Source organism: Mycobacterium sp. E740, from assembly GCF_001672895.1.
Lineage (GTDB): Bacteria > Actinomycetota > Actinomycetes > Mycobacteriales > Mycobacteriaceae > Mycobacterium.
In genome coordinates this window covers 1-1373 of record NZ_LZKP01000166.1, presented here as the reverse complement: position 1 = coordinate 1373, position 1373 = coordinate 1, and the positions used below count along the sequence as shown (strand labels likewise).

2 protein-coding genes and 1 pseudogene are annotated in these 1373 nt (G+C 67.7%); 2 read left to right on the top strand and 1 reads right to left on the bottom strand.

The features are described from left to right. Positions 1-708, top strand: a pseudogene (locus tag A5663_RS15885) (hypothetical protein); the annotation flags it as partial. A 90-nt stretch (positions 709-798) separates the two neighbouring features. Here A5663_RS15885 and A5663_RS15880 read toward each other — a convergent pair. Then, positions 799-945: a DUF1059 domain-containing protein gene (locus tag A5663_RS15880; protein WP_068150949.1), complete on the bottom strand. Its 147-nt coding sequence runs from the start codon at positions 943-945 to the stop codon at positions 799-801. 47 nt (positions 946-992) lie between these two features. Here A5663_RS15880 and A5663_RS15875 point away from each other — a divergent pair. Continuing rightward, a partial coding sequence (locus tag A5663_RS15875) for a nitroreductase family protein (protein WP_197503422.1) occupies positions 993-1373 on the top strand: 381 nt, incomplete at its 3' end.

The window sequence follows — 1373 nt, the reverse complement described above, 5'->3', positions numbered from 1 at the left end:
CTGTCCGAAGCCGGAATAACGTTGTCCGACAGCGACTTCGCTGGCCTGTTGACTGAGACGATCCAACACGCCCCCGAAGCCGCGCCCGCTCCGGCGGCTGCTCCGGCTCCTGCGCCCGCTCCTGAAGCCGCGCCAGCCCCGGTGGCCGCACCAGCACCAGCGCCAGCACCCGCTCCCGCTCCTGCCGCCGCTCCAGCGCCCGCACCCGCTCCGGCAGCGGTGCCGGTGGCCGCACCAGTTCCGGCGCCCGCCCCAGCACCGGCGCCGGCCGCCGCTTCCGGTCCGGCGTTCGGGCCGGATGCGCCACCGACGCAGGACTTCATGTACCCGTCGATCAGCAACAACTGCCTCAAGGACGGCGGAAACGTGCTCGCCACCGCGATCTCGGTGGCCGGACCGGCGAAGATCCCTACGCCCGGCCCAGGAGCCGGCCAGACGGCCTACGTGTTCACCGCGGTCGGCACACCCGGCCCGGCGGCCGAACAGAAACTGCCGCTCAACGTCACGTGGGTCAACCTCACGACAGGCAAGTCAGGCAGCGCGACGCTCAAGCCGCGCTCCGACATCAACCCGGAGGGGCCGACCACGTTGACCGCCATCGCCGACACCGGTTCGGGCAGCATCATCTCGACGATCTTCGGACAGGTGACCACCACCGAGAAGCAGTGTCAGTTCATGCCGACGATCGGCTCGACGGTCGTCCCGTAGGTTTTCCTCCCCCGCGAGCGACCGTGTTTGTCCGGCGACACGCCGCTACCGAACGTACAAACGCGGTCGCTCGCGAGAGATCAAGGGCACTCAGTAGGCCATGAAGAGGATCGCGTCCCGGTCGTAGTCTCGGCCGGGATGCGCCTCGGACAGGTGCGCCTGAGCCTTCTCGACCAGGTCCTCCTCGTCCTTACCGACGATCGCTTCGCCACAGGGGCAGTTCAGGTGCGTCTTCATATCCTCACCTTCGCACAGGTCGCCACCGACGAGCCCAAGATATAACCATGGACCTCTACGACGTCATGCGAACGACGGCTGCGGTGCGCGAGTACACCGGCGACCCGCTACCGGACGACATCCTCGAGCGCATCCTCGACAATGCCCGTTTCGCTCCGAGTGGAGGCAACCGGCAGGGCAACCGAGTCGTCGTCGTCCGCGACCGGCAGACGCGCGAGGCGTTGATCGAATGCACGATACCGGGGACCAAGCGCTACATCGCCCAGCTGCGAAACGGTGAGAGTCCGTGGAATCCCTTGCACCCGTGCGGAGTTGACGCGCAAACGATCGAGGCGACGGAGGTACCGGACCGGTCACCGCTGCGCACGGCCGAGGTCGTGCTGGTGGTCTGCGTCGACCTCGGCGTCGTGGCGGCATTCGATCAGCAC

Bases quoted from the DNA above. Each gene is read 5' to 3' on its own strand.
- A5663_RS15880 (WP_068150949.1), bottom strand. From the start codon at position 945: ATGAAGACGCACCTGAACTGCCCCTGTGGCGAAGCGATCGTCGGTAAG.